Annotated in this window: 20 protein-coding genes; 10 read left to right on the top strand and 10 right to left on the bottom strand. The window is 64.0% G+C overall.

Annotation, left to right across the window (positions count from 1 at the left end; genetic code table 11):
- The 6 genes from AAHM40_RS10195 to AAHM40_RS10170 form a co-directional block, all read right to left on the bottom strand.
- Entirely contained in the window at nt 1-1,065 is a 1,065-nt protein-coding gene (locus AAHM40_RS10195; RefSeq protein ID WP_342244519.1) for an FUSC family protein, read from the bottom strand.
- A gap of 25 nt (nt 1,066-1,090) precedes the next feature.
- Nucleotides 1,091-2,422, bottom strand: coding sequence for a deoxyguanosinetriphosphate triphosphohydrolase (locus AAHM40_RS10190; protein WP_342244518.1), 1,332 nt, complete (start codon nt 2,420-2,422; stop codon nt 1,091-1,093).
- A 61-nt stretch (nt 2,423-2,483) separates the two neighbouring features.
- Nucleotides 2,484-3,656 carry an EAL domain-containing protein gene (locus AAHM40_RS10185; protein ID WP_342244517.1) on the bottom strand — a complete coding sequence of 391 codons (1,173 nt, stop codon included), beginning with the start codon at nt 3,654-3,656 and terminating at the stop codon, nt 2,484-2,486.
- A 121-nt stretch (nt 3,657-3,777) separates the two neighbouring features.
- A complete protein-coding gene (locus AAHM40_RS10180) occupies nt 3,778-4,095 on the bottom strand; it encodes a hypothetical protein (RefSeq protein WP_342244516.1) in 318 nt (105 codons plus the stop codon).
- Nucleotides 4,092-4,481, bottom strand: a complete 390-nt coding sequence (locus AAHM40_RS10175; protein ID WP_342244515.1) for a phage holin family protein — start codon at nt 4,479-4,481, stop codon at nt 4,092-4,094. Before AAHM40_RS10175 ends, AAHM40_RS10180 begins: the two co-directional genes overlap by 4 nt.
- A gap of 2 nt (nt 4,482-4,483) precedes the next feature.
- Complete coding sequence (locus AAHM40_RS10170) at nt 4,484-4,798, bottom strand: DUF883 family protein (RefSeq protein WP_342244514.1); 315 nt, start codon at nt 4,796-4,798, stop codon at nt 4,484-4,486.
- A gap of 355 nt (nt 4,799-5,153) precedes the next feature.
- On the opposite strand from AAHM40_RS10170, the gene AAHM40_RS10165 reads away from it, so the two are divergent.
- Both AAHM40_RS10165 and AAHM40_RS10160 read left to right on the top strand, forming a co-directional pair.
- Nucleotides 5,154-6,362, top strand: coding sequence for an ammonium transporter (locus AAHM40_RS10165; RefSeq protein WP_342244535.1), 1,209 nt, complete (start codon nt 5,154-5,156; stop codon nt 6,360-6,362).
- Nucleotides 6,363-6,617: 255 nt separating this feature from the next.
- Entirely contained in the window at nt 6,618-7,226 is a 609-nt protein-coding gene (locus AAHM40_RS10160) for an FMN-dependent NADH-azoreductase (RefSeq protein WP_342244513.1), read from the top strand.
- Between the two features lie 220 nt (nt 7,227-7,446).
- Here AAHM40_RS10160 and AAHM40_RS10155 read toward each other — a convergent pair whose 3' ends face one another.
- Nucleotides 7,447-9,036 (bottom strand): ABC-F family ATPase, encoded by a 1,590-nt coding sequence (locus AAHM40_RS10155; RefSeq protein WP_342244512.1) that lies wholly within the window; start codon nt 9,034-9,036, stop codon nt 7,447-7,449.
- A gap of 408 nt (nt 9,037-9,444) precedes the next feature.
- Here AAHM40_RS10155 and AAHM40_RS10150 point away from each other — a divergent pair, with 408 nt between their 5' ends.
- The 3 genes from AAHM40_RS10150 (at nt 9,445) to AAHM40_RS10140 (ending at nt 11,236) form a co-directional block, all read left to right on the top strand.
- A complete protein-coding gene (locus tag AAHM40_RS10150; protein ID WP_342244511.1) occupies nt 9,445-10,458 on the top strand; it encodes an aldo/keto reductase in 1,014 nt (337 codons plus the stop codon).
- Nucleotides 10,459-10,665: 207 nt separating this feature from the next.
- Nucleotides 10,666-10,851, top strand: a complete 186-nt coding sequence (locus AAHM40_RS10145) for a hypothetical protein (RefSeq protein ID WP_342244510.1) — start codon at nt 10,666-10,668, stop codon at nt 10,849-10,851.
- Nucleotides 10,852-10,936: 85 nt separating this feature from the next.
- On the top strand, nt 10,937-11,236 hold the full coding sequence (locus AAHM40_RS10140; protein ID WP_342244509.1) for a hypothetical protein: 300 nt from the start codon (nt 10,937-10,939) through the stop codon (nt 11,234-11,236).
- Nucleotides 11,237-11,314: 78 nt separating this feature from the next.
- Here AAHM40_RS10140 and AAHM40_RS10135 read toward each other — a convergent pair whose 3' ends face one another.
- Nucleotides 11,315-11,593 carry a peptidylprolyl isomerase gene (locus tag AAHM40_RS10135; protein WP_028627186.1) on the bottom strand — a complete coding sequence of 93 codons (279 nt, stop codon included), beginning with the start codon at nt 11,591-11,593 and terminating at the stop codon, nt 11,315-11,317.
- Between the two features lie 118 nt (nt 11,594-11,711).
- Between AAHM40_RS10135 and AAHM40_RS10130 the strand changes: the two genes are divergently transcribed.
- Nucleotides 11,712-12,917 (top strand): PilT/PilU family type 4a pilus ATPase, encoded by a 1,206-nt coding sequence (locus tag AAHM40_RS10130; protein ID WP_342244508.1) that lies wholly within the window; start codon nt 11,712-11,714, stop codon nt 12,915-12,917.
- Nucleotides 12,918-13,120: 203 nt separating this feature from the next.
- Complete coding sequence (locus tag AAHM40_RS10125) at nt 13,121-13,717, top strand: DJ-1/PfpI family protein (RefSeq protein ID WP_342244507.1); 597 nt, start codon at nt 13,121-13,123, stop codon at nt 13,715-13,717.
- 60 nt (nt 13,718-13,777) lie between these two features.
- Here AAHM40_RS10125 and AAHM40_RS10120 read toward each other — a convergent pair whose 3' ends face one another.
- Complete coding sequence (locus AAHM40_RS10120) at nt 13,778-15,769, bottom strand: acetoacetate--CoA ligase (RefSeq protein WP_342244506.1); 1,992 nt, start codon at nt 15,767-15,769, stop codon at nt 13,778-13,780.
- 60 nt (nt 15,770-15,829) lie between these two features.
- A complete protein-coding gene (locus AAHM40_RS10115; protein ID WP_280282838.1) occupies nt 15,830-16,738 on the bottom strand; it encodes a LysR family transcriptional regulator in 909 nt (302 codons plus the stop codon).
- A 125-nt stretch (nt 16,739-16,863) separates the two neighbouring features.
- Between AAHM40_RS10115 and AAHM40_RS10110 the strand changes: the two genes are divergently transcribed.
- The 3 genes from AAHM40_RS10110 to AAHM40_RS10100 all read left to right on the top strand — a co-directional run bounded on the left by AAHM40_RS10110 (nt 16,864) and on the right by AAHM40_RS10100 (nt 19,570).
- Entirely contained in the window at nt 16,864-17,562 is a 699-nt protein-coding gene (locus AAHM40_RS10110) for a CoA transferase subunit A (RefSeq protein WP_342244505.1), read from the top strand.
- A gap of 30 nt (nt 17,563-17,592) precedes the next feature.
- A complete protein-coding gene (locus tag AAHM40_RS10105; protein WP_342244504.1) occupies nt 17,593-18,249 on the top strand; it encodes a CoA transferase subunit B in 657 nt (218 codons plus the stop codon).
- Between the two features lie 142 nt (nt 18,250-18,391).
- The gene (locus AAHM40_RS10100; RefSeq protein ID WP_342244503.1) at nt 18,392-19,570 is read left to right on the top strand and encodes an acetyl-CoA C-acetyltransferase; all 1,179 of its coding nucleotides are present in this window, start codon (nt 18,392-18,394) and stop codon (nt 19,568-19,570) included.
- Nucleotides 19,571-19,617 lie beyond the last annotated feature (47 nt).

The following is a 19,617-nucleotide window of genomic DNA, read 5'->3' as shown; positions in this document are numbered from 1 at the left end:
CTAATCGCTCTGACGGACCGCGTCCATTTGCGGTGACCGGGTCCCCCAGCGCAAGCGTGCACGGTGAGCCAGATAGGCGATTAATAGCGCCAGCCCGGCCCCCAGAAGCGTGTTGTAAAGACGTAGCACAGGCAGGTGCCAGTCAAGGGACAGGCTCTCGGCCAGCAGCACGAAGCACACGGTGGTCTGGACCACGAACAGTCCATAGTGCTGGGCGATAAAAGCCCGGCTGAGCACGATCAGCGGCAACATGCAGGCTACCAGCAGGGCAGGGCTCTGCAGCCAGCTTCCCAAGCCGATAAGAACCAGCGCGCCGACCAGGCTTCCCAGGCAGCGCTGGATGCCTCGTTCCAGGCTTCCATAGAGGTCCATCTGGATAGTGGTCATCACCGTCAGCGTCAGCCAATAGCCTCGCGGTAGGCCGGACAGGTTGACCGCCAGACCAGCGAGGGCACCGGCCGCGCTGCAGGCCAGGGCATGGATCAGCCAAAGGCGTTGGGGCAGGCGCTGGGCATGGCGACGCATCACCCGCGCAAAGTTGCCCAGGCGTGGCATCAGCGGCCATAGCCGCATCCCCTGGGCGGCTCGCAAGGCGAAGGCAAGCAGCATTACCCAAAGGCCGCCAATGGCAAACAGTGCCCCCACCGCCAGTCCGTTGTGCAAGTTGCCAAGGCCTGCCTGGCCCTGACCCAGGCACAGGCACGCCGCAAGCCCCACTCCCAGCTTGCCGAGCTCCGTGCCGTAGCGTTGCAACACGGCCAACAGCAGTCCCATGATGGCGAAACTGGCCAGGCTCAGCAGTGGATGGCTGGCCGCCCAGAAGCCCAGACCAGCACAGACCGCACCCAGACCGGTGAGCAGGCTCATGCGCAGCATGCCGAGGCGATGGTAAGGATTCGCCAGGGCAGCCTGGAAGGCTCCTGTGGCTGCCCAGAGGAAGCCGCTGTGACTCGTGAACAGGCCCAGCATCAGCGGCAGGCCGCAGCCCATGCCGGCCATCAGCGCGGCGCCCCAGGCGGGTGGGCCGGCGTGCCAGCGCAGGCTTCTTCTGAACAAGGTACGCATCAACGCGACTCCTGTAGGCGCTGGGTCAGGTCGGGCTGGAGCGGCCGGTCATCTCGCGGGCCATTTCGGTAGCGTAGCTGTCGGTCATTCCGGCGATGAAGTCGATCACCCGGACGAATGCCTGGTGCAGCGACCAGTCGGGGTCAGGGGCGTTGTTGCCGAGCAGGTCGAGGATGCGCCGATGCTTGAACGACGGCGTGCACCCGCCGTGCTGCTCCAGAGCAGCTCCGCAGAAGGCGTTGAGGAGAATTTCCAGGGTGGTGTAGGCACCGATCTCATGGAGCGTCTTGCGCTTGTCCTGGAAGATCTTCTCACGGGCAATGGCCTTGGCCCGCAGCACGCAGCGCTTGGCCGGGCCGTGCATGTGTTCCACCAGGTCGCCTTGCAGCGTGCCGGCCAGCAGCGCGTCGTGTTGCTCGACGAAGGCACGGGCGGCAGCGTTGGTCAGGTGTTCGATGGCCTTGCCCCGCAGTATGGCCAGTTTGCGTCGGCGGGAATCCTTGGGGCCGAGCTGGCGGTAGGTCTCCGGCAGGTCTTCGCCAACCAGGCCAAGCAACAGCGCCTCGACTTCCTCGTACTCCAGCAGTTCCATCTCCAGGCCGTCTTCCAGATCAATCAGGCCGTAGCAGATGTCGTCCGCAGCTTCCATCAGGTAGACCAAGGGATGCCGTGCCCAGCGGTGCTCGTCAATGCGCGGCAGCTCCAGCTTGGCGGCGATCTGCTCCAGCAGTGGCAGCTCACTCTGGTAGCAACCGAACTTGTGCTTCTTGTAGCCCAGCGCCTCGGCATGGCGCGAGGTCCAGGGGTACTTCAGGTAAGTGCCGAGGGTGGCGTAGGTCAGACGCATGCCGCCATCGAACTGGTGGTATTCCAGCTGGGTCAGCACCCGCAGCCCCTGGGCATTGCCCTCGAAGCTGAGGAAGTCGGCCCGCTCCACTGGGCTCATGGCGTCCAGCCAGCCCCGCGCGGCGGCTTGTTCGAACCAATGGCGGATCGCGTCTTCGCCTGAATGGCCGAAGGGCGGGTTGCCGATGTCGTGCGCCAGGCAGGCCGACTGGACGATGACGCCCAGGTCCGAAGGCTCACACCAGTCCGGCAACACATCGCGCAGGGTTTCGCCGACCCGCATGCCCAGCGAGCGCCCCACGCAGCTCACTTCGAGGGAGTGCGTAAGACGCGTGTGAATGTGGTCGTTGCTGGAGACCGGATGCACCTGGGTCTTGCGCCCGAGGCGGCGGAAGGCGCCGGAGAAAATGATGCGGTCGTGGTCTTTATGGAAGGGGCTGCGGCCCAGCTCATCTGTGCTGTGCACCGATTTGCCAAGGCGTTCGCGGGTAAGCAGGGTCTGCCAATCCAAGGCCTGTCCTCGCCGTTCAGTGGCTGAAGTCCCTACTCTAACCCAAGCGTTCGCTCACCACTCAGCCCGTTGCCAGACCAGCGGCGTCGATATCCACCAGCAGCAGGCGGCGACCGTTGTCGATGAACTGTCCGGCAGTCAGGCAGTACTGGTTGGTGGTGGCATCGCGGTAGGTCGTGGACAGCGTCAGGCGGCGTTCTTCCCAACCTTCGGCCAGCAGTTGATAGAAGTAGGGGCGCCAGGACCAGTTGTGACCCCGGTAGCTCGCATCTTCATGCCAGCCGCCCGGCCCCCAATGCAGATTGGGTGTGATCTGAGTACCGTTGCGGTCGCACTGATAGATGCGCAGCAGCCAGGGGTAGTCCTCCGGACTGGCCAGGCTCGACGTTGGCGCGCCGCTTTCAGCCCAGGCGCGCAACCGCGACATCAACTGGTTGAGACTATGGCGCAACGTCATCAGCCGCGCCCGCTCGACCAGCTTGCTCTGTACGTAGCGGTCGCGCAGGAGGGCGAACCGCTGTACGAAGGCATCGGTTTCAAAGAACTCCAGGCGGGGTTCGGCGAACAGGTACCCCTGCACGTAGCGGGCCCCGCACTCCAGGGCAAAATCCAGTTCGGCTTCGGTTTCAACCCCCTCGGCGATGATCCAGCAACCCGTTTTCTCCGCCATCTGCGCGAGGGCTTTCACCACTTCGCCGCTGGGCCCGCCACGGGCTGCCGCCTGGAACAGGCGCATGTCGAGTTTGAGGATGTCCGGTTGCAGGGCCAGCACCCGGTCGAGCTGGGAATAGCCGGCGCCGAAATCGTCGATGGCGATCCGCGCTCCGGCCTCGCGGTAACGCGCGACCACGTCTGCCAGGCGCTGGCTGGCGCCGCCCAGTTCGGTGATTTCGAAGACGATACGTTCGGCGGGCACGCCAAAGCGTTGCAATTGCTTGAGGCTGGGCAGAGTCTGCCCCGGACGCAGGCGACTGATCCAGCGCGGGGAGATGTTCAAGCTGAGGAACCATTCCGAGGGGGCCTCATGCAGGCGCCGCAGGGCATCTTCGCGCAGATGCCGGTCGAGTCGGCGCAGGGCCGTCGGCGGCACTCTCGAATCAAGGAACAGCGGGCCTACCGATTGCAACGTGCCGTCTGGCTGGCGCAGCCGGCCCAGGGCCTCGACGCCAGCGATCAGCCCAGTAGCGGTATCGATGAAGGGCTGGAAGCAGGCGAGCGGTTGCCCATCGATCACGTTGACTCCTTAGGTGGAAGGCCATGGGAATGTGCGCGGCGCACGTCGGTGCCCATGCCTGGTGCAATGGACCGCTCATCTGTAGCAAGAATGTGGCCAGTTGCCTTCCAGCAGGGGGATGTCAGCCGGGACCGTCCCGCGGGGGGCTTCTCAGCAGGGCCTGCAGCAGGGGGTAGAGCGCACTGCCTAGGCGCAGGCCGCGGCCCAGGCTGCCTTTGTGCGCGGCGAGAAAGCCCAGCGCTGCAACCGCTGCAATGCCCCAAAGTGGGGCGTGGGGAATGTCCAGCTTACGGGTGAAGTCCCGAGCCTGCCGCAGTGGTTGGGTCAGCAAAAGGGATTCGTGGCGCAGTTCCTGGCGCTGCATTTCCAGGCGCAGGCGCACCAGCGCCTTGCGCATGTCGCGACGGGTGGCGTTGCGGGGCAGTTCCGGCGGGTTCATGGCAACAGGCGCTCCCGGTCACGGGCCAGTTCTTCGAGGGTCGCGTTGAAAGGCGACTCGTCGTCATCCACTGCCGCCCTCAGGCGCACACCGCAGTAGACCGTTGCGATCAGGTAGAAGGCGCAGAGGCCGGTGAGGGCCTCGAAGCGCCAGTTGTCCCAGAGCAGCGCCAGTATCAGGCCGGACAGCCCGATCAGCAGCAGCATGGCGAAGATCAGCGTGAGCCCGCCGAACAGCAGCAGATAGAGGCTGTTGGCTTTTTGCTCCTGCAGTTCGATGCCGAACAACTCCACATGGCTGTGCAGAAGGCCGAGCAGCGAGGCGCTGAGGCGTCTGGGCGAGGGACCGCGTCCCGCCTCCTGGGCGGAAGGGGTTTCGTCGCTCATGATCAGCGCCGGGCGGCCAGCAGGCCGAGCAGGAAACCGATACCGGCGGCGAGGCCGACGCTCTGCCAGGGATGTTCCTGGACATAGTCTTCAGTGGCCTGGACGGCAGCTTGACCACGTTCACGCAGGTTCTGCTCGGTGTCGCGAAGGGTGTCACGGGCGCGCTTCAGGCTTTCGTGGATCTGCACGCGCAATTCATCGGCCTGCTCGCCAGCCAGGCTGGCGGTGTCTTGCAGGAGCTTCTCGGTGTCGTTGACCAGGGTCTGGAAGTCAGCCAGTAGGTCGTCCTGGGCGCGGGCGGAAGTCTTACGGGGCATGGCGATTCTCCTTTTAGGACTCAAAGCCTAAGAGTAGGTGCCTTCGTCCAAGGTTCACGCGGTATTTTCGTTGGTGCTGCTGGTATAGCGCTTGCATCGCGCTGGTGCGTGGTTGTGGCGAGATGCGCTGGATCGGGGCGCCCCGGATGGCCTGTCGAGACGCGTAATCCAAGCGCAACCTAATGAAAATCAAAAAGAAACGCCGTTCTAGATAATTCTTGCGCTGGCCTGTCTGCACCAATTCGGGAGCCCGATTCGATCCTTTGCGGTGCGGTATGGCCTCAGGATGGTGCGCTGGAAGTCGTTCATGAACTGCATTGGTGCTTTTTCCTCGCTGCCGGAGTTGTCTTCGCCAATGGAAAACCTCAACAGCGCCGTGGAGACCCTGATCCACGGTTCCAACACCCTGTTCATCCTGATGGGCGCCGTCATGGTGCTCGCCATGCATGCTGGCTTCGCCTTCCTTGAAGTCGGTACGGTGCGCCAGAAGAACCAGGTCAACGCCTTGTCGAAGATCCTCTCCGACTTCGCGGTCTCGACCCTGGCCTATTTCTTCATCGGTTACTGGATCGCCTATGGCGTGACTTTCCTGGAGCCGGCCAGTGCACTCGCCGCTGACCACGGTTATGCCCTGGTGAAGTTCTTCTTCCTGCTGACCTTCGCCGCGGCCATTCCCGCCATCATCTCCGGCGGCATTGCCGAGCGCGCCCGGTTCTACCCGCAGCTGTGCGCCACGCTTCTGATCGTCGCGTTCATCTATCCCTTCTTCGAAGGTCTGATCTGGAACGGCAACTTCGGCCTGCAGGACTGGCTGAAGAGCAGCTTTGGCGCCAGCTTCCATGACTTCGCCGGTTCAGTTGTGGTGCACGCCGTGGGCGGCTGGCTAGCCTTCGGAGCTGTGCTGCTGCTGGGGCACCGCAACGGGCGCTACCGCGAAGGCCGCCTGGTGGCCTTCGCGCCGTCGAACATTCCCTTCCTGGCGCTGGGCTCCTGGATCCTCATCGTCGGTTGGTTTGGCTTCAATGTGATGAGTGCGCAGACCCTGCAGGGTGTCAGCGGCCTGGTGGCGGTGAACTCGCTGATGGCCATGGTTGGTGGCACCGTCGCCGCATTGCTGGTGGGCCGCAACGACCCTGGCTTCCTGCACAACGGACCACTCGCCGGTCTGGTCGCGATCTGCGCCGGCTCCGACCTGATGCATCCGGTTGGAGCCCTGGTGACCGGTGCTGCGGCCGGTGGCCTGTTCGTCTGGGCGTTCACCGCCACTCAGGTGAAGTGGAAAATCGACGACGTTCTCGGCGTTTGGCCGCTGCACGGCCTCTGCGGCGTCTGGGGCGGCATCGCCTGTGGCATCTTCGGCCAGGAGGCGTTGGGTGGCCTGGGTGGTGTCAGCTTCTTCAGCCAACTGATCGGTACCGGTCTGGGTGTGCTGGTCGCGCTAGTGGGCGGTTTTGTGGTCTATGGCTTGCTGAGGTCCACCGTTGGCATCCGCCTTAGCCAGGAAGAGGAATACTACGGCGCCGACCTGTCGGTACATAAGATTGGTGCCACTTCGCAGGATTGAGCAGCAGTCGCGAATGAGTCCGCCTCCACCGGGGCGCTCTTGCAGGTGGGCCTGGCTTCATCGGCCCACCATTCGCGGGCTGGCTTGGCCGTGGTGGTGGAAAGGCCAAGCGTCATCGCCCTGCAAAGGTAGTTTCGTCCTATGAGTGGGACGCTTAATCACAAAATCGCTGGCTAATCAGCGTTTGTCGACATGGATAGGATTGCCCCCAATCCGATCGGCCGTCGCCGGTCGCCCAACTGAGGGTAACCATCCATGAAACTCCTGCACCTCGATTCCAGCATCCTCGGCGACACCTCCGCCTCCCGCCAACTGAGCCGTGACGTCGTCGCCGCCTGGGAAGCCGCCGAGCCGAATGCCCAGGTTACCTACCGTGACCTGGCCAGTGACGCCATCAGCCACCTGTCGGCCCTGAGCCTGGTTGCTGGCGGTACCCCGTCCGAACTGCGCGATGCCGCGCAGAAGCACGAAGCCGAGCTGGGTGAGTCCACCCTGAACGAATTTCTCGCCGCTGATGCCATCGTTATCGGTGCGCCGATGTACAACTTCACCATCCCGACCCAGCTCAAGGCCTGGATCGACCGCATTGCCGTCGCCGGCAAGACCTTCCACTACACCGAAAACGGCCCGGAAGGACTGGCGGTTGGCAAGAAAGTGGTGATCGTTTCCACCTCAGGCGGCATCCACGCCGGCCAGGCCAGCGGCCAGGCTCACGAGGATTACCTGAAGCTGGTGCTGAACTTCCTCGGCGTGACCGACATCGAGATCGTTCGCGCAGAAGGCCTGGCCTACGGCGAAGAGCCGCGTGCCAATGCCTTCAGCGCCGCCAAGGCGCAGATCGGCGAGCTGTTCACCACCGCCTGATTCCACTAGCCGGAAAACACAAAGCCCCGCGTGCGGGGCTTTGTCGTTTGCAGCGAGCGAGCAATCTCAAGCGGCAAGGGCCGCTTTACCTGAAGGGGCGATTTCAATCGCCAACCGGACCGCAGGTTCGGCCTGCGATACAGAAGGGGGCAGCTTCGCCGCCCTTGGCGAATGAATTCGCCCCCACAGGACAGTGCCCCTGCATGAGGGGCGCGAGGATTCAGACAATCACACCCTGACTGCGCAGGTAGTCGTCATAGGTGCCGCTGAAGTCGGTCACACCGTTCTCCGACAGCTCGATGATGCGAGTGGCCAGGGAACCGACGAACTCGCGGTCGTGGCTGACGAAGATCAAGGTGCCCGGGTAGTTCTCCAGCGCCAGGTTGAGCGCCTCGATGGATTCCATGTCCAGGTGGTTGGTGGGTTCGTCCATTACCAGCACGTTGGGCTTTTTCAGGATCAGCTTGCCGAACAGCATGCGGCCCTGTTCACCACCAGAGATCACCTTCACCGACTTGAGGATCTCGTCGTTGGAGAACAGCATGCGGCCTAGCGTGCCGCGCACCAGTTGCTCGCCGCCCTGGGTCCACTGGCCCATCCAGTCGAACAGCGTGACGTCGTCTTCGAAATCATGGGCATGGTCCTGGGCGTAATAGCCCAGGTCCGCGCTTTCGGTCCATTTCACGGCGCCACTGTCCGGAGTCATCTCGCCGACCAGAGTACGTAGCAGGGTGGTCTTGCCGATGCCGTTGGGGCCGATGATGGCGACGCGCTCGCCCGCTTCGATCTGCAGGTCCAGGCCCTTGAACAGTTGCTTGCCTTCGAAGCCCTTGGCCAGTTTCTCCACGGTCACCGCCTGGCGGTGCAGCTTCTTGTGCTGGTCGAAGCGGATGAAGGGGCTGACGCGGCTGGACGGCTTGACCTCGGCCAGCTGGATCTTGTCGATCTGCTTGGCGCGCGAGGTCGCTTGCTTGGCTTTCGAGGCGTTGGCGGAGAAGCGGCTGACGAAGGTCTGCAGTTCGGCGATCTGCGCCTTCTTCTTGGCGTTATCGGCCAGCAGCTGCTCGCGCGACTGGGTCGCAGCGGTCATGTACTCGTCGTAGTTGCCCGGGAACAGGCGCAGCTCGCCGTAGTCCAGGTCCGCCATGTGGGTGCACACGCTGTTCAGGAAGTGGCGATCGTGGGAAATGATGATCATGGTGCTGTTACGCGCCGTGAGGATGTTTTCCAGCCAGCGGATGGTGTTGATGTCCAGGTGGTTGGTCGGCTCGTCCAGCAGCAGTACGTCCGGGTCCGAGAACAACGCCTGGGCCAGCAGAACGCGTAGCTTCCAGCCGGGGGCGACCTCGCTCATCGGGCCGAAGTGCTGGCTCAGGGGGATGCCCAGCCCGAGCAGCAGCTCGCCGGCGCGGGACTCGGCGGTGTAGCCGTCCATTTCGGCGAACTCGGTTTCCAGTTCGGCCACGGCCATACCGTCTTCTTCGCTCATTTCCGGCAGCGAGTAGATGCGATCACGCTCGGCCTTCACCTTCCAGAGCTCTTCGTGGCCCATGATCACGGTGTCGATCACGCTGAAGTTTTCGTAGGCGAACTGATCCTGGCGCAGCTTGCCCAGACGCACGTTGGGTTCCAGCATCACCTGGCCGCCGGAAGGCTCCAGGTCGCTGCCGAGAATCTTCATGAAGGTCGACTTGCCGCAGCCATTGGCACCGATCAGGCCGTAGCGGTTGCCGCTGCCGAACTTGACGGAAACGTTCTCGAACAGCGGCTTGGCGCCGAACTGCATGGTGATGTTGGCGGTAGAGATCACGGTGGAATCCTGAGCTTGGGGCGCGCGTTGCGCAAAAAGGGCGCGATTGTAGCGTTTCTGGTTCGGGAAAGGGGCAATCGATCTTCGCCATCGATCCGGTCGCCCGTTGTAGTGCATCCAGTTATATGTCGTAGCGAATATCTGAAATACGGCAAATAAATTGGATGAATAGGTGGGTCGCAAGCATGCTTTGGTCAATCCGTAATCAAGGAGCCAACCACGCCGAAGTTCCCGTTCATCCTCGCCAGCCTTGACCGGAAACTGGAGCGCTAGGCTGGACACAAGGGTGTTGTCACGCCCAATCCGCTGCCCGGCTTTCCGATGCCGACGACCGCCGGACAGGCACATTCATTGAAAACCCAGGGCGAAGGCGTGGCCTTCGCCTCCTTTCGCAAAAAGGAGAACGCCATGGCGCTCAAAGATATTCTTCCCGGCCAACTGGGCTTCGGTACCGCCCCGCTGGGCAACATGTTCCGCGATATTCCCGAGGAGGAAGCACGGGCGACCGTGGACGCCGCGTGGAACGACGGCATCCGCTACTTCGACAATGCGCCGTTCTACGGTGCGGGGCTGGCGGAAATCCGCATGGGCGAGGCGCTCGCCGGAAGGCGTCGCGAAGACTACGTCATCAGCACCAAGGTCGGCCGCCTGATTCTCGACGAAGTCGAGGACGTGAATGCCCGCGACCTCGGTGAAAAGGGCGATGTCTTCCGCTACGGCCGCCCGAACCGGATCGTCAACGACTATTCCGAAGCTGCCACCCTGCGCTCCATCGACGACAGCCTCAAGCGACTGCGGACCGACCACATCGAAATCGTCTGGGTTCATGACGTGGCGCAGGACTTCTACGGCGACGAATGGCTCAGCGTATTCGAAAGCGCGCGCAAGGGTGCCTTCAGGGCGCTCGACCGACTGCGCGATGAAGGCGTGATCAAGGCCTGGGGCCTGGGCGTCAACCGGGTGGAGCCCATCGAACTGCTGCTCGGCCTCGACGAACCGCGCCCGGATGGCTTCCTGCTTGCGGGCCGCTACACGCTGCTCGACCATGAGCGCGCCTTGCAGCGGGTGATGCCACAGGTTGCGGCGCGCGGCCTGGGAATAGTCGTTGGCGGCCCCTACAGCTCCGGCGCACTCGTCGGCGGTCCCAACTTCGAGTACGCACCGGCCACCTCCGAGATACTCGCCAAGGTCGCCCGGATCAAGGCCATCGCCGATCGCTATGGCATCAGCATGAAGGCTGCGGGGCTCCAGTTCGCCCTGGCCAACCCGGCGGTGGCCGCGGTCATCCCGGGGGCCAGCAAGCCCGGCCGCATCGCCGAGGACCGCGCCGCGCTGAACGAAGTGGTGCCGGCCGATTTCTGGCGCGAACTGCGCAGCGCCGGATTGGTCGACCCGGCCGCTCCGCTACCGATCGCCGATTGAGGCGCGCGAGGTGACCGGGGCGGTGGCCCCGGTCACAGGCCTGTCGCAAAAGTGTCAACTTCCGGCGTTAGCCTGACTCGACTTCCACGGTACATTCGCTGCGGCAGCGCATCCCCACACCTTCGCGGTGCAGGCCAACCTCATCAGTTGGCCTTTTTTCTGCCTGCCGCTCCTGCCGTGGTTCCCCCGGGTTCAGCGGAGCAGTCCATGGAAATCGCGATCCAGCAGGTCAACCGTGGCGGCAGGGAAGAGTGGCAGGTAGAAGCCCTCGGCATGAAGGTGCCGTTCCGTGATCGGGCCTCGGCGCTGGCGTTTGCCGTCCGATTGCAGGAGCGTGTGGACGCTCCGCACTGGTTGCCGGGACGGAAGCAGCCAGCGTCCACGGAAGAGTGAGGTCGTGCCCTGTCGTTTTCAGCTATTGCCTGCCAGGTGCCCGCTGCGGCAAGAATGCGCCTTCAGGACCAGCAGGAGATTGCACGTGAAGAAGACTCGATTTTTCGCTGTACTGGCCTTGCAGGCCTGCTCAGTCGCGGCAGTGGCGGGGGAGTGGCCGCAGGGCGGTGGTGAGAAGTTCACCCAGGAGTGCGTTACCAGCGCCGCGCGGCAGGTTCCGCCGGACAAGGCCGCCGCCTACTGCAAGTGCTCCAACGGCATGATGCAGGAGGCGTTCACCTCCCAGCAGTTGGTGGGGGTCACCGAAGGTCGTAAACCTACCGATGAAGAGCTGACCGTCCTGACCGATATCTCGCGTTCCTGCGCTCGCGAAACCTTGCAGTGAAGCGGTAACAGGAGCGTCACATCCGCTCCCTAGAATGGGCACTGTGCCACGGACGGTGCCCATCTCCCCGCAATGCCCTCATTCCCTGAAGAACACCTGCACCAAGTGATAGCCGAACTGGCTTTTCACCGGGCCGTGGATCACCCGCACGGGTTTCTTGAAAATCACCTGATCGATCACCCGCACCATCTGTCCGGGTCGGACTTCGCCCAGGTCGCCGCCGCGCTTGGCGGACGGGCAAATGGAATGCTTCTTGGCCAGGGTCGCGAAGTCTTCGCCTTTATCCAGGCGCTTCTTCAGTTGCTCGGCTTCCGCCTCGGTCTTGACCAGAATATGGCGGGCAAGGGCCTTGGCCATGGGATTTCCTCTTGGAGTGTGGAGCGGTTCATTGTGCCAGCACCGGCTGCCGCCATACAGTTGCTGACCTGTGATCCGCCACGCGGATGCCTTCACACCTGACCGGACGCGCACGCCCATGGACCTCTCCGCAATGCTGAAAATCCTGGCCAGCCAGGATGGTTCCGACCTCTACCTGTCCACGGGCGCGCCGCCCTGTGCCAAGTTCAACGGGCTGCTCCGCCCGCTCAGCAATGAGCCGCTGAAAGCCGGCGACGTGGCGAAGATTGCCGAATCCATCATGGATGCCGAGCAGCGCGCCGAGTTCGACCGTGAGCTGGAAATGAACCTGGCCATCTCGCTGCCGAATATTGGCCGTTTCCGTATCAACATCTTCCGCCAGCGCAACGAAGTCTCCATCGTTGCGCGGAACATCAAGCTGGACATCCCGCGTTTCGAAGATCTCAAGCTGCCCGAAGTGCTGCTGAAAATGGTGATGGAAAAGCGCGGCCTGGTGCTCTTCGTCGGCGGCACGGGATCCGGCAAGTCCACCTCCCTGGCGGCGCTGATCGACTACCGCAACCGCAACACCGGCGGCCATATCATTACCATCGAAGACCCGGTGGAGTACGTGCACCGGCACAAGAAGTCGATCATCAACCAGCGCGAGGTGGGGGTGGACACCCGCAGCTTCCACGCTGCGCTGAAGAACACCCTGCGCCAGGCGCCGGATGTGATCCTGATCGGCGAGATCCGCGACCGCGAGACCATGGAGCACGCCCTGGCCTTCGCCGACACCGGCCATCTGGCCATTTCCACCCTGCACGCCAACAACGCCAACCAGGCGCTGGACCGCATCATCAACTTCTTCCCCGAAGAGCGCCGTCCGCAGCTGCTCAACGACCTGGGCAACAACCTCAAGGCGTTCGTCTCCCAGCGCCTGGTGCGCACCCAGGACGGCAAACGACGGGCGGCAGTGGAGGTGCTGCTGGGCACCTCGACCATCAGCGACCTGATCAAGCGCGGCGAATTCCACTCCATCAAGGAAATCATGGAAAAGTCTCGCGGCCTGGGCATGCAGACCTTCGACCAGGCGCTGTTCGACCTGGTAGTGGAGGGCGCCATTCCCGAGGACGAGGCGATCAAGAACGCCGACTCGGCCAACAACCTGCGCCTGAAACTCAAGTTGTACCGCGACGGCCCGGCAGCGGCGCCTGCACCGGCAGCGGCCGCCCCCGCACCTGCCGCTGCGCCGGCTCGCACCGAGGAGGCCGCCAGTTGGGGGCTGGAGCTGAAGCTTGAAGACCTGGAAGAGGACGGGCCGGAGGAGCCAGTGCCTCGCTAAGGCACTTCCTTTTAGGGGCGACTTCAATCGCCAAGGGCAGCGGAGCTGCCCCCCGGGGCTTACCGGCCGAACCTTCGGTCCGGTTGGCGAATGAATTCGCTCCTACAAGCCTGTATGGCCAAATTTAATTTTGTCTGTACATAGCGACCACACCCCAGCCCGCATAGATTCGCTGCATGCCCCAACCGATCCGGGAGGTCGTGATGCGTATCGCTGTACTGACGTTCGAAGGCTTCAACGAGCTGGACTCTTTCGTGGCCGCTGGCCTGCTCAACCGCATGCGCGGGCAGGGCTGGCGGGCGGAGATCACGTCCCCCAGCGAATGGGTCACTTCAATGAACAGCGTGCGGGTCCAGGCCCAACAGCCCCTGGAGGCGGCCAACACGGCGGACGTCGTACTGTTCGGCAGCGGCATCCAGACGCGTGAAATCGCCAAGGACCGCAGCATCCTCGACCGCCTGCGCCTGGACCCGCAGCGCCAACTGATCGGTTCGCAATGCTCCGGCGCCCTCCTGATGGCCAGGCTTGGCCTGCTCGGCAACTTGCCGGCCTGCACTGACCTCACCACCAAACCCTGGGTGATCGAAGCCGGGGTGCAGGTGCTGGATCAACCCTTCTTTGCCAATGGCAATCTGGCCACCGCTGGCGGGTGCCTGTCCGCGCCGTACCTGGCGGCCTGGGTTATCGCCAAATTGGCCGGCGAGGATGCCTGCGCCACGGCACTGCACTACGTGGCGCCGGTGGGGGAGAAAGAGGCCTACATGGAACGGGCCCTGGGAGTGATCAGGCCCTACCTTTAGGCAGGATTCCTGTAGGGGCGATTTCAATCGCCAAGGGCGGCGGAGCTGCCCCGCAGGGCCTCAGGCCGAACCTTCGGTCCGGTTGGCGAATGAATTCGCCCCTACAAGCTCGGGCAGGTCCCGGAACAGCTCCAGCGCCTGCGGATTGGCCAGGGCGTCGGTGTTCTTCACCGGCCGGCCGTGCACCACATTGCGTACCGCCAGCTCGACGATCTTGCCGCTCAGGGTCCTGGGAATGTCGGCTACGGCGATGATCTTCGCCGGCACATGGCGTGGCGTGGTGTTGGCGCGGATCACCTGGCGGATACGCTCGCGCAGGGCGTCGTCCAGCACGACGCCGTCACGCAAGCGAACGAACAGCACCACTCGCACATCGCCTTGCCAGTCCTGGCCGATGGCGATGGACTCCAGCACCTCTTCCACCTTTTCCACCTGGCGGTAGATTTCGGCGGTGCCGATGCGCACGCCGCCGGGGTTGAGCACCGCGTCGGAGCGGCCGTGGATCAGCAGACCTCCGCGCGGGGTTTCCTCGGCGTAGTCGCCATGAGCCCAGACGCCGGGGAAGGTGTCGAAGTAGGCTGCCTTGAACTTCGCCCCGTCCGGATCGTTCCAGAAGCCCACCGGCATCGACGGGAAGTGCCGGGCGCAGATCAGCTCACCCTTCTCGCCAAACACCCGCTTGCCGTCCTCGTTCCACACCTGCACGTCCATGCCCAGGCCTTTGCATTGCAGCTCGCCGCGCCAGACGGGCAGCACCGGATTACCCAGGGCGAAGCAGGAAACGATGTCCGTACCGCCGGATATCGAGGACAGGCACAGCTCGCCCTTGATGTCGCGGTACACGTACTCGAAGCTCTCGTGGGACAGCGGTGAGCCGGTGGAAAGCAGCGCCTTCAGGCGTTCCAGGCGGTGGCTCCGGCGTGGCCTGGCGCCGGCCTTCTCCAGCGCGGCGAGGTACTTGGCGCTGGTGCCGAAGATGCTGATGCCCTCGGCATCGATCAGGTCCATCAGACGCTCGGGGCCGGGGTGGAAGGGCGAGCCGTCGTAGAGCACCAGCGTGGCGCCGAGGGCGAGGCCGGAAACCAGCCAGTTCCACATCATCCAGCCGCACGTGGTGAAGTAGAACAAGGTGTCCGAGGCCGACAGGTCGCAATGCAGGCCGTGTTCCTTGACGTGCTGCAACAAGGTGCCGCCCACCCCGTGGATGATGCATTTGGGCACGCCGGTGGTGCCGCTGGAGTAGAGGATGTACAGCGGGTGGTCGAAGGGCACTGGGACGAACACCGGCTCGCCGCCGGGCTGGTAGAAGTCGTTCCACAAGGCCACCCGGGCGCGGGTGGTGAAGTCCGCCGGCCGCGCCTCGGCCTGGGAGTAGGGCACCACCAGCAGTTGTTCCAGCCAGGGCATGCGCTCGAGGATTTCATTGAGCTTGGCTGTCAGGTCCAGGTTCTTGCCGGCATAGCGGTAACCGGCAGCGGCGATCAGCACCTTGGGCTCGATCTGGCCGAAGCGGTCGATCACCCCCTGGGTGCCGAAGTCCGGCGAGCAGGATGACCAGGTGGCGCCCAGGCTGGTGGCGGCGAGCATGCCGACGACGGTCTGCCAGGTATTGGGCATAAGGGCCGCAACCCGGTCGCCGGCTCCCACGCCCATGGATTTCAGGCTCAGTTGCAGGCCGGCGACATGGGCGGCCAGTTCGGCGTAGGTCAGTTGTACGCGGCTGCCGTCTTCGCCGATGGCCACCAGGGCCGGATGGTCGTCGCGACGGCGCAGTAAGTGTTCAGCGAAATTCAGCGTGGCGCCGGGGAACCAGCGGGCGTCGGGCATCACGCTGCGTTCTTGCAGAACGGCTATGGGCGGCGCGCTGAAGCGGATATCGAAGAACTCGACGATCGACTGCCAGAAGGCCTCGCGGCGATCCAGGCTCCAGGCATGCAGGGCAGGGTAGTCGGGCAAGCTCAGGCCCTGTTGCTGGCTGACCTGGCGGCGGAAGGCATCCATGCGGGTGGCGGCGATCCGCACTGGGCTGGGTGTCCACAGTGGCTGGTCCATCTGCGCATCCTCATCTTGCGAGTCTTGAGTCGTCCGTCTGCTATCAGCATAGGCCCTGGCTCAAGGCCGGGGCAGGTCGAGGCGGTTCCAGTCAGGGGTGTGCAGCAGCACGTCGCTCAGTGCCTGGGCAGCAGTGGAAAGCGTGTGCTCGGCCAACCGCAGCAGGCCCACGCGGCGCTCCACCTGGGGGCTGTGCAGGGCGATGCAGTGGGCGCCCAACTCTTCCATCTGCTGGATGCACAAGCTGGGTACGGCACTGACGCCCAACCCTTGGGCCACCATCCGGCCCACGGTCACCAGTTGGTGGCTCTCGAAGGCGACCGGCAGGCGGCCGTGCTGCGGGGCGAGTACTTCTTCCAGCATCAGCCGCACCGCGGATGGGCGTTGCAGGGTGATGAAGTTGCCCTGCAGCAGCTCTGCCCAGCCCACCTCGGCGCGCTGGGCCAGCGCGCAGTCGGCGGGCACCACGGCAACGAAGCGGTCGGTGTAGAAGGGCGTGAAGTCGAGACCGTCGAGGGACTCGGGCTCGAAGGCGATGCCCAGTTCCACCCGCCGGTTGCGCACCATCTCCAGCACCTGCTCGTTGATCACGTCATGCACCGCCACGTTGACCTTGGGGTGCTGGTCGCGGAAGGCCTTGAGCGCGGCCGGCAGCAGGTTGCCGGCGAAGGAGGGCATGGCGGCGATGGAAACCTTGCCCAATTGCAGGGTGAAGTGCTGGCGCAGCAGTTCCTCGGCATTGTCCCAGTCCGCCAGCAAGCGCCGGGCGATGGGCAGCAGGGTTTCCCCTTCGGGCGTCAGGGCGACGCTGCGCGTCGTGCGCACCAGCAACTGGCCGCCGAGGGATTCCTCCAGGTTCTTGATTGCCAGGCTCAGCGCCGGTTGGGACAGGTGCAGCCGTTCGCAGGCCTGGGCGAAGCTCAGGCTCTGGGCTACAGCGAGGAAGGCGCGCAACTGCTTGATGGTCATTGATTTGGTTTGCTTATGAATCGTTAGGAAAAACAAACTTAACAAATCAGTCTGTGCGGGAGAAGCTCTGACCCACTCACCGGCGGCACTGCGCCGCGACCAATAAAGACAAGAGGCACATGAGCATGAGTGGACTCGACAAGCGAGTAAGCAGCTACGAGGAAGCCCTGGACGGGCTGACAGACAACATGACCGTCCTGGCCGGTGGTTTCGGCCTTTGTGGCATCCCCGAGAACCTGATCGCCGAGATCCGCCGCCGTGGCGTCACAGGCCTCACCGTGGTTTCCAACAACTGTGGCGTCGATGGTTTCGGCCTCGGCGTGCTGCTGGAAGACCGTCAGATCCGCAAGATGGTTGCCTCCTACGTGGGTGAGAATGCTTTGTTCGAGAAGCAACTGCTGAGCGGCGAGCTGGAAGTCGAACTGACCCCGCAAGGCACCCTGGCCGAGAAACTGCGCGCAGGTGGTGCCGGCATCCCGGCCTTCTTCACCGCCACCGGCTACGGCACCCCGGTTGCCGAAGGCAAGGAAGTACGCGAGTTCAACGGCCGTCCTCACATCCTCGAACCTTCCATCACCGGTGACTTCGCCATCGTCAAGGGCTGGAAGGCCGACCACTACGGCAACGTGATCTACCGCCACACCGCGCAGAACTTCAATCCGGTGGTGGCCACTGCTGGCCGCATCACCGTGGTTGAAGTCGAAGAGATCGTCGAGCCGGGCGAGCTGGACCCGACCCAGATACACACTCCGGGCATCTACGTTGATCGTGTGATTCTTGGCCGCTTCGAGAAGCGCATCGAAAAGCGCACCGTCCGCTCCTGATCACGACAAGAAGAATTCGAGGAAACCGACATGGCACTGACCCGCGAACAGATGGCCCAGCGCGTGGCCCGCGAACTGAAAGATGGCTACTACGTGAACTTAGGGATAGGCATCCCGACCCTGGTGGCCAACTACGTACCCGAAGGCATGGAAGTGATGCTGCAGTCCGAGAACGGCTTGCTGGGCATGGGCGCCTTCCCCACTGAAAATGACGTCGATGCCGACATGATCAACGCCGGCAAGCAGACCGTCACCGCGGTCAAGGGCGCGTCCATCTTCTCCTCGGCCGAGTCGTTCGCGATGATCCGCGGCGGCCACGTCGACCTGACCGTGCTCGGCGCGTTCGAGGTGGACGTCCACGGCAACATCGCCTCCTGGATGATCCCTGGCAAGCTGGTCAAGGGCATGGGCGGCGCCATGGACCTGGTCGCCGGTGCCGACAACATCATCGTCACCATGACCCACGCCTCCAAGGACGGTGAGTCCAAGCTGCTGGAACGCTGCGAGCTGCCGCTGACCGGCGCCGGCTGCATCCGCAAGGTGCTGACCGACCTGGCCTACCTGGAGATCGAGAACGGCGCCTTCATCCTGCGCGAAACCGCGCCGGGCGTGAGCATCGCCGAGATCGCCGAGAAAACCGCTGGCCGCTTGATCGTCCCCGACGACGTGGTTGAAATGACCTTCTGATTGCTCTACCGCTCTGGAGGAGGCCACCACGCATGGCTTCCTCCGGCGCGGTCTTTTCAATGCTTTGTAGGCGCGAGCTTGCTCGCGAAGATCGCATCGATTCGCGAGCAAGCTCGCCCCTACGTATCAAATGGAGTGCTCCATGCAAGACGTCGTTATCGTCGCCGCCACCCGCACCGCCATCGGCAGTTTCCAGGGTGCCCTGGCGAACATTCCCGCCCCGGAACTGGGCGCTGCAGTGATCCGCCAGTTGCTGGCCCAGACCGGCCTCGACGGCGCTGAAGTGGATGAAGTCATCCTCGGCCAGGTGCTCACCGCAGGCTCCGGCCAGAACCCGGCCCGCCAGGCCGCCATCCTCGCCGGCCTGCCCCACGCGGTACCGGCCATGACCCTGAACAAGGTCTGCGGTTCTGGCCTCAAGGCCCTGCACCTGGCGGCACAAGCCATTCGCTGTGGCGACGCCGAGGTCATCATCGCCGGCGGCCAGGAGAACATGAGCCTGGCACCGTACGTGATGCCGGGTGCCCGTACCGGCCTGCGCATGGGCCACGCCAAGCTGGTCGACACCATGATTCAGGACGGCCTGTGGGACGCCTTCAACGACTACCACATGGGCATCACCGCCGAGAACCTGGTGGAGAAGTACGGCATCAGCCGTGAAGCCCAGGACGCCTTCGCCGCCGCCTCGCAGCAGAAGGCCGTGGCCGCCATCGAAGGTGGGCGCTTCGTGGATGAGATCACCCCGATCCTGATCCCGCAGCGCAAGGGCGACCCCGTTGCCTTCGCCACGGACGAGCAGCCGCGCGCCGGCACCACCGCCGAAGCCCTGGCCAAGCTCAAGCCGGCCTTCAAGAAAGACGGCAGCGTCACCGCCGGCAACGCCTCCAGCCTCAACGACGGCGCCGCTGCCGTGCTGTTGATGAGCGCCACCAAGGCCAAGGCCCTCGGCCTGCCGGTACTGGCGCGCATCGCCAGCTACGCCAACGCCGGCGTCGACCCCGCGATCATGGGTATCGCCCCGGTCTCGGCGACCAAGCGCTGTCTGGAAAAGGCTGGCTGGAACCTGGCTGATCTCGACCTGATCGAAGCCAACGAAGCCTTCGCCGCCCAGGCGCTGTCCGTCGGGCAGGAGCTCGGCTGGGATGCTGGCAAGGTCAACGTCAACGGCGGTGCCATCGCCCTGGGCCACCCCATCGGCGCCTCTGGCTGCCGCGTGCTGGTGACCCTGCTGCACGAAATGATCAAGCGCGATGCGAAGAAGGGCCTGGCGACCCTGTGCATCGGTGGTGGCCAAGGTGTAGCCCTGGCCATCGAACGCTAAGCCGCAACACACCCGACCCGCGCTGCGGGTCATGTAGGGTGGAAAGC

Origin of the sequence: Pseudomonas sp. OTU5201 (assembly GCF_038440135.1) — a bacterium.
Lineage (GTDB): Bacteria > Pseudomonadota > Gammaproteobacteria > Pseudomonadales > Pseudomonadaceae > Metapseudomonas > Metapseudomonas resinovorans.
Note: the sequence above shows the minus strand (reverse complement) of the source record. Positions and strands in the feature narration are given on the sequence as shown.

What these genes read in the sequence shown, in the direction of transcription:
- AAHM40_RS10105 (WP_342244504.1), top strand. Translation starts at nt 17,593, where the DNA reads ATGGCACTGACCCGCGAACAGATGGCCCAGCGCGTGGCCCGCGAACTG.
- AAHM40_RS10180 (WP_342244516.1), bottom strand. Translation starts at nt 4,095, where the DNA reads ATGAACCCGCCGGAACTGCCCCGCAACGCCACCCGTCGCGACATGCGC.
- AAHM40_RS10195 (WP_342244519.1), bottom strand. Translation starts at nt 1,065, where the DNA reads ATGCGTACCTTGTTCAGAAGAAGCCTGCGCTGGCACGCCGGCCCACCC.
- AAHM40_RS10110 (WP_342244505.1), top strand. Translation starts at nt 16,864, where the DNA reads ATGAGTGGACTCGACAAGCGAGTAAGCAGCTACGAGGAAGCCCTGGAC.
- AAHM40_RS10115 (WP_280282838.1), bottom strand. Translation starts at nt 16,738, where the DNA reads ATGACCATCAAGCAGTTGCGCGCCTTCCTCGCTGTAGCCCAGAGCCTG.
- AAHM40_RS10130 (WP_342244508.1), top strand. Translation starts at nt 11,712, where the DNA reads ATGGACCTCTCCGCAATGCTGAAAATCCTGGCCAGCCAGGATGGTTCC.
- AAHM40_RS10165 (WP_342244535.1), top strand. Translation starts at nt 5,154, where the DNA reads ATGGAAAACCTCAACAGCGCCGTGGAGACCCTGATCCACGGTTCCAAC.
- AAHM40_RS10170 (WP_342244514.1), bottom strand. Translation starts at nt 4,798, where the DNA reads ATGCCCCGTAAGACTTCCGCCCGCGCCCAGGACGACCTACTGGCTGAC.
- AAHM40_RS10135 (WP_028627186.1), bottom strand. Translation starts at nt 11,593, where the DNA reads ATGGCCAAGGCCCTTGCCCGCCATATTCTGGTCAAGACCGAGGCGGAA.
- AAHM40_RS10145 (WP_342244510.1), top strand. Translation starts at nt 10,666, where the DNA reads ATGGAAATCGCGATCCAGCAGGTCAACCGTGGCGGCAGGGAAGAGTGG.
- AAHM40_RS10160 (WP_342244513.1), top strand. Translation starts at nt 6,618, where the DNA reads ATGAAACTCCTGCACCTCGATTCCAGCATCCTCGGCGACACCTCCGCC.
- AAHM40_RS10150 (WP_342244511.1), top strand. Translation starts at nt 9,445, where the DNA reads ATGGCGCTCAAAGATATTCTTCCCGGCCAACTGGGCTTCGGTACCGCC.
- AAHM40_RS10100 (WP_342244503.1), top strand. Translation starts at nt 18,392, where the DNA reads ATGCAAGACGTCGTTATCGTCGCCGCCACCCGCACCGCCATCGGCAGT.
- AAHM40_RS10175 (WP_342244515.1), bottom strand. Translation starts at nt 4,481, where the DNA reads ATGAGCGACGAAACCCCTTCCGCCCAGGAGGCGGGACGCGGTCCCTCG.
- AAHM40_RS10125 (WP_342244507.1), top strand. Translation starts at nt 13,121, where the DNA reads ATGCGTATCGCTGTACTGACGTTCGAAGGCTTCAACGAGCTGGACTCT.
- AAHM40_RS10120 (WP_342244506.1), bottom strand. Translation starts at nt 15,769, where the DNA reads ATGGACCAGCCACTGTGGACACCCAGCCCAGTGCGGATCGCCGCCACC.